Below are 6441 nucleotides of genomic sequence, written 5' to 3'. Positions count from 1 at the left end.
GAGGCGAGCGGGCAAAAGGAACACGCGGGTGAGCGGCGTGAACAGCACCGCCACGATCCAGGAGACGACCAGCGCGATGCCGACGACCGCGAACAGCGAGAAGCAGTATTCGCCGGCGCCGCTCTTGGCGAAGCCGACCGGCACGAAGCCGGCGATCGTCACCAGCGTGCCGGTGAGCATCGGGAAGGCGGTGGACGCATAGGCATAGGTGGCGGCCGAGATCTTGTCGTGGCCTTCCTCCATGCGCGAGATCATCATCTCGACGGCGATCATGGCGTCGTCGACCAGCAAGCCGAGCGCGATGATCAGCGCGCCGAGCGAGATGCGCTGCAGCGAGATGCCGAAATACTCCATGGTGACGAAGGTGATCGCCAGCACCAGCGGGATGGCGACGGCGACCACGATGCCGGGGCGCCAGCCGAGCGCCAGCAGCGAGACGGCAAGCACGATAGCGATCGCTTCGCCGAGGCTTTTGGTGAACTCGCCGACGGATTCTTCCACCACATGCGACTGGTCGGCGACCAGGCCGAGCTCGGCGCCGAGCGGCAGCTCGGCCTCCATCTCGTGCATCTTCTCCTTGACGTTTTCGCCGAGCGCCAGTGCGTCGCCGCCAGCGGTCATCGAGATCGCGATGCCGACGGCCGGCCTGCCGTTGAAGCGGAACAGCGGCTGGGGCGGATCGGAATAGGCGCGCTTGACCTCGGCGACGTCGCCCAGCCGGAAATAGTGGCCGTTGGCGTAGAAATTGATCGCCTTCAGGCTCTCCTCGGAGGTGAAGCTGCCCGAGACGCGGATGGCGATGCGCTCGGGACCGGCATCGACCGTGCCGCTCGGCGTCAGCTCGTTTTGCGCCTGCAGCGCCTGCGACAGCGTGCCGACGTCGAGGCCGAGCGCCGCCACCTTTCGCGTCGAGAATTCGAGGTAGATCTTCTCGTCCTGCTGGCCGACCAGGTCGACCTTGGCGACATCCTTCACGGTGAGCAGTCCGGCGCGCAGGCTGCTGGCCAGGTCCTTCAGCTCGCGATGGCTGAGACTGTCGGAGGTGAGCGCGTAGATCAGCGAATAGGTGTCGCCAAACTCGTCATTGTAAAACGGGCCCTGGACGCCGGACGGCAGCGTCGGCTTGATGTCGTCGAGCTTCTTGCGCACCTGGTACCAGAGCGGCTGCACCTGGTCGCCCGCGACCGTGTCCTTGAGGTTGACGAACACGACGGATTCGCCGGGCTTGGTGTAGCTCTTTACGTAGTCGAGATCGGGCAGTTCCTCGAGCTTCTTCTCGATGCGGTCGGTGATCTGCTCGACCGTGTCGCTGGTCGTGGCGCCGGGCCACATCGTCTTCACCACCATGGTCTTGATGGTGAAGGGCGGGTCCTCCTCGCGGCCAAGGCCTTGATAGGCATAGAGGCCGGCAAGTGCTGCCGCGATCATCAGGTAGATGACGAAGCTCCGGTGGCGCAGCGCCCATTCGGAAAGGTTGAAGCTGGTCATGATGCAACTCCGTTGAATGGCGCGCGCCATCCCGGCGCGCGGCCGGCTGCGCCGGCTGGCGGACAAATGACGATCGGGGTTTTGCTCGGCGCCCGCCGGTCAGGCGGACGCCGTGAGGTTCAGGCCAGGCTGTGCATGGTGCCGGCCACACGGTAAGGCGCGCGCTCGGCGGTCCTCGGCCTGATGGCGAGGCCGGCGAGATAGCGCTGGAAAGTCGCCGCCTCCTGGATGGGCGAGGCGAGCGCGATATGGCCGTCGGGCCTCACCAGATAGGCGGCGTCACGCAGCAAGCCGGCTTTGCCGGCCGCTTCGGACCAGGCGAAGGCGTGGACCGGAATGCCGCTCGGCGCGAGCATCGCCCGGAAATCGCAATTGACCTCGCCATAGACATGGACCTGCCAGTCCAGCGAGCGCAGCGGCTCGAAATTGTCGCCCCTCGCGCCGACCACATAAGGCAGGCGGTCGCCGCCGCTGACCTTGCCGGCCGTGCCCGCGCTGATCGGCCCGGCGCGGTACTCGATCGCCGCCTGCGAGATCACGCCGAAGAAGGCGCGCGAGCCGAACGAGGTATGCAGCGCGACGTTCATGATCTTCGGCATCAGGTAGCGCCGGAAAATACCGACGAGCCGCGAGCGGCTGGTGACGAAGCGGAACACCTTGTCGGTGCTTTCGATCAGCTTGTGGGCGAAGGCGATGCGCTCCGGCTCATAGCTGTCAAGCAGGCGCGCATCGGCGCGGCCCTGGACCACGGCGGCGAGCTTCCAGGCGAGGTTCACCGCATCGCCCATGCCGGTGTTCATGCCCTGGCCGCCGGCGGGGCTGTGGATGTGGCCGGCATCGCCGCACAGGAACACGCGGCCGGCGCGGAAGCGTTCGGCGACGCGATGATGGACGCGGTAGGTCGAGAACCAGTTGACCTCATGGACCTTGACGCCGGTGTCGCGTTCGACATCGGCGCGGACCGCCTCGAAGGTGATCGTCTCGTCGGCCTCATGCGCCTTCGGCACGATGCCGATCAGCCTGACCGAACCCGACTGCCGGACAGGCATGACGATGGCGAAGCCATAGCTGCTGATCGTCGTGTCCATGCCGTTGGGCGTGATTTCGCCGCTGCCTTTGACGTCGGCGACGTAGAACGACTGTTCGTAGGTGCCGCCGGGGAAGCCGATGTTCAGCCCATGGCGCACGGCGCTGCGGGCGCCGTCGCAACCGGCGAGATAGGCGGCGCTGACGGTCTCGGTGCGGCCGTCCTGGGACAGCGTGGCGATGACCGCTTCGCCCTTGTCCTGGAAGGCGACAAGCTCGGTGCCGCGCTCGACCTCGACGCCGGCGCGCTCGAGATGCGTGATCAGCACGCGCTCGTGGATGTCCTGCGGCAGCGCGAAGGCGAAGGAGTAGGGGCTGAAGCCGCGGCCGAAATCCGACAGCGGCAGCCTCGCCGCGACGCCGGCCGGCGTGTGGAGGGTCAGCCGCTCCAGCCGCACGCCGGCGGCGAGCACGTCGTCGACGATGCCGATCTGGCGGTGGAACTCCAGCGTGCGCGCCTGGACGGCAAGCGCCCGAGAGGTTTCGCCGGGAGCGGCGGCCTTGTCGAAGATGCGCACCGGCACGCCGAGTCTGGTCAGCCACAGCGCGAGCGTCAGCCCGGTCGGGCCGGCACCGGCGATCAGGACCTTGGTCTTGGACATGCTCATTTCTCTTCCCCTTCAACGATACGGACTTTTTCATGTTCCCGCAGCCGGTTGACGCCGGCGGTAACGACGATGTCGCCTTTGGCCAACCCATCGCGGACGACGACGCGGTCGGTCTCGTAGCGGGCAATGGCGACGGACCTGAGCTCGACGGCGGATGTGGCGGTGACGACCCAGACGGCCGGTTTGCCATCCTTGTCGAACAGTGCGCTTCCCGGCAGCATCACGACCGGCGCGCCGGCGATTTCGGCGCGGCCGGCGACGCTTGCGCCGAAGCGCATTTCGTCGGGCGCGCCCTCAAGCGAGACCTTGACCTCGAATGTGCGGGTCGCGGCATCGGCCACCGGCGCGATCTCGCGCACGGTGCCCGTCGCCGTGATCGCCGGATTGCTGAGCAGCGAGACCGTGACCTTCGGCGGTCGCTTCGTATCAGGCGTGTTCGCGAAGGCGGCCTCGGCGATCGAGAATACCGCGTCGCGGCTGTTTGGATCGGCGACGCGCGCCACCATCTGCCCGACATTGACGGACTGGCCGGCTTCGGCGCCGGTCGCGGTGACGATGCCGTCGAAATCGGCATGCAGTTCGGTATATCCGAGTTGGTCCTTCGCCATTTCGTAAGCGATGTTCGCCGACTTCAGCTTCGCCTCGGCCGAGCGCAGATTCTTCAGCGTCGCGTCATAGCTGGCGCGCGTTGTAAAACCCTTGGCAAGCAGCGCGCCGATGCGGGCCTCGGCGGCACTCGCCTCGACCAGCACGGCTTGCGCCGCCGCGACATCCGCCTCGGCGCTAAGCAGCCGGTTGCGGTAGTCCTGGTCGTCGATGCGGGCGAGCACCTCGCCCTTGTTCACGGTCGAGCCGATCTCCGCCATGCGTTCGACGAGCTTGCCGGAAACGCGGAAACCAAGGTCGCTCTCGAGCCGTGGGCGGATTTCACCGATGGCGGTGCGGGTGTCGGCATTGGCTACCGGCGCCACCGCTATCGTCTTGACGAGCTTCGTCTCCGGCGCATCGGGCTTTGCGTTCGAGGCCTCGCTCCTGGCGCCATGCCAGACCATCGCGGCGCCGCAGGCAAGGACGGCGATCGATCCGGCGAGAAGGCGGCGCCTCAGCGGCCTGTTGTGGAGAAGGGTGGCAATCATGTTGTCTCCATGACCAAGGTTGCGGCCGCGCGCGAGGATGCGGCGACCGAAAAAATGCGTTGGCTGGGAGCGATCGGACGTTGCTGCCTGTCGTTTGCCAGCCCGATCCCTTTTCGCGTTTCAGGTCCGCGAAATCCCGAACGGTTTCTGAAAATTTTCCGATGTTTTGGGATCGGCGCCCTGCCAGGCTGGTCGAGGCCGGTTGACAGCACAAAACAGAGATTGGCACGTAACGTTACGACATATCAGAACTGGCAGATGCGGCGCATGCGAACAAACTCACTCAAAAGCCGTTGCCGGCGTCGATGGGCATCTCCGGCTGAGGGCGCGAGCCTCGCAGGACGTTCACCAGCCGCTAACCATGCCGGCGTCGCGGGTCTGCCATCCACAGTTGCCGGCTTCTGGATCAACACCGCTGCCTTGAATAGTAAGCACGCTTATTATATATGCCGCTCATGGTTTCCGACGGCATCGACAGACTGGGCTTCCTGATCCACGACGTGCAGCGTCTGATGCGCAAGCGCTTCGAGGCGCGCGCCAGCGGCTTCGGCCTTTCCTCGGCGCAATGGCGGCTTCTGGTCCGCGTCGCCAAGGAGGCGGGTGTCGCGCAGGCGCGACTGGCTGAACTGCTCGAAATCGAGCCGATCAGCGTTTCGCGCCTCGTCGACCGGATGGAGGAGGGCGGCTGGATCGAGCGCCGTTCCGACGCGGCCGACCGCCGCGTTCGCATGATCTTCCCGACCGCCAAGGCGAGCGAGGCCTACGCCCACGTCAAGAGCCTTGCCGGCGAGGTCTATGAGGAATCGCTGGTCGGCGTATCGCCGGAAGATCGCCGGGCCCTGATCCGGGCACTGGACGCGATCGTGCAGAATCTTGCGGACGGCGAGACGCCGTCCTCGGAAAAGTGAAAAGTACGGAAGGCGCAGCAGCATGAACGCGGTAGCCAAGGTAGACGAGAAGGCCGCCAGGTTGGAGATGGAGGCGCCGGCGCAGCCGGTCGCCGAGGCGCCGGCGCAGCCGGTCGCCGAAACCCCGGCGCAGCCCGCTCCGGTGTCGGTGACCCCAACGCCGCAGCCGGCACCAGTGGCGCCGAAGAAGAAGCGCCGCGCCGGCCGTTTTCTCCTGATGGTCGCGCTGCCCGCGGCGCTGCTTGCCGGCGGTGCTTACGTCTGGGTTACCGGCGGCCGCTACCAGGAGACCGAGAACGCCAACCTGCAGCAGGCCAAGGTGTCAATCGCGTCCGACACGGCGGGCCGCATCGTCAAGGTCGGCATCGCCGACAACCAGCTCGTCAAGCAGGGTGACGTGCTGTTCGCCGTCGATCCCGAATCCTACCGGATCGCGCTCGCCCAGGCCGACGCGGCGGTCGCCACCGCGCGCCTCAATGTCGAGCAGTTGCGCGCCGCCTACAGCCAGGCGATGGCTCAGGAGAAGTCCGACACCAGCGAAGTCGCCTACGCGCAGTCGCAATATGACCGCGCCGCCGACCTTGCCCAGAAGGGCATCAACGCCAAATCGTCGCTGGACGAGGCCAAGAATGACCTCGACAAGGCCAGGCAGCAGCTCGCGGTGGCCGAGCAGGGCATCATCAGCGCCAAGGCGGCACTCGGCGGCAACCCGGATATCGAGACCGACAAGCACCCGACGGTGATGGCAGCGCTCGCCGCGCGCGACAAGGCCGCCTATGACCTGGCGCAGACCACGGTCACGGCGCCGGCGGACGGCGTCATCAGCCAGGCTTCCTCGTTCAAGCCCGGCCAGTATGTCGCCGTCGGCACGCCGCTGTTCTCGCTGGTCGAGACCGGCGACACCTGGATCGACGCCAATTTCAAGGAGACCCAGCTTACCCACATGAAGCCGGGCCAGAAGGCGGAGATCATCGTCGACACCTATCCGGACAAGACCTTCGAGGCCACCGTCAAGGCGATCGGCGCCGGCACCGGGGCGGAGTTCTCGCTGCTGCCGGCGCAGAACGCCACCGGCAACTGGGTCAAGGTCACCCAGCGTATTCCGGTGCGCCTGGAACTGACCGATCCTGACGCAAAAATGGCGCTGCGCAACGCCTGTGTCGACGGTGACGGTGGCGCTCATGCCGGTGCGCAGCGCCATTTTTGCGTCAGGAT

Annotated in this window: 4 protein-coding genes and 1 pseudogene; 2 read left to right on the top strand and 3 right to left on the bottom strand. The window is 66.4% G+C overall.

Features of this window, described 5'->3' with window-relative positions; genetic code table 11:
* The 3 genes from EN742_RS19940 to EN742_RS19930 all read right to left on the bottom strand — a co-directional run.
* A partial coding sequence (locus tag EN742_RS19940) for an efflux RND transporter permease subunit (protein WP_148670164.1) occupies window positions 1-1488 on the bottom strand: 1488 nt, incomplete at its 3' end.
* 119 nt (window positions 1489-1607) lie between these two features.
* Window positions 1608-3182 carry an FAD-dependent monooxygenase gene (locus EN742_RS19935; protein ID WP_210214468.1) on the bottom strand — a complete coding sequence of 525 codons (1575 nt, stop codon included), beginning with the start codon at window positions 3180-3182 and terminating at the stop codon, window positions 1608-1610.
* Window positions 3179-4318 (bottom strand): efflux RND transporter periplasmic adaptor subunit, encoded by a 1140-nt coding sequence (locus EN742_RS19930; protein ID WP_127406864.1) that lies wholly within the window; start codon window positions 4316-4318, stop codon window positions 3179-3181. The genes EN742_RS19935 and EN742_RS19930 overlap by 4 nt, the downstream gene beginning before the upstream one ends.
* 455 nt (window positions 4319-4773) lie before the next feature.
* Here EN742_RS19930 and EN742_RS19925 point away from each other — a divergent pair.
* Window positions 4774-5252: pseudogene (locus EN742_RS19925) on the top strand (MarR family winged helix-turn-helix transcriptional regulator).
* A partial coding sequence (locus EN742_RS19920) for an HlyD family secretion protein (protein ID WP_245492359.1) occupies window positions 5249-6441 on the top strand: 1193 nt, incomplete at its 3' end. The pseudogene EN742_RS19925 and the gene EN742_RS19920, both read left to right, overlap by 4 nt.

The organism is Mesorhizobium sp. M4A.F.Ca.ET.020.02.1.1 (assembly GCF_004022645.1).
Taxonomy (GTDB): domain Bacteria; phylum Pseudomonadota; class Alphaproteobacteria; order Rhizobiales; family Rhizobiaceae; genus Mesorhizobium.
The sequence above is the reverse complement of the archived record's forward strand: the minus strand, read 5'-3'. Positions and strand labels throughout refer to the sequence as shown.

Excerpts from the sequence above, each read along its gene's own strand:
- EN742_RS19930 (WP_127406864.1), bottom strand. The coding sequence starts at position 4,318 with ATGATTGCCACCCTTCTCCACAACAGGCCGCTGAGGCGCCGCCTTCTC.
- EN742_RS19935 (WP_210214468.1), bottom strand. The coding sequence starts at position 3,182 with ATGAGCATGTCCAAGACCAAGGTCCTGATCGCCGGTGCCGGCCCGACC.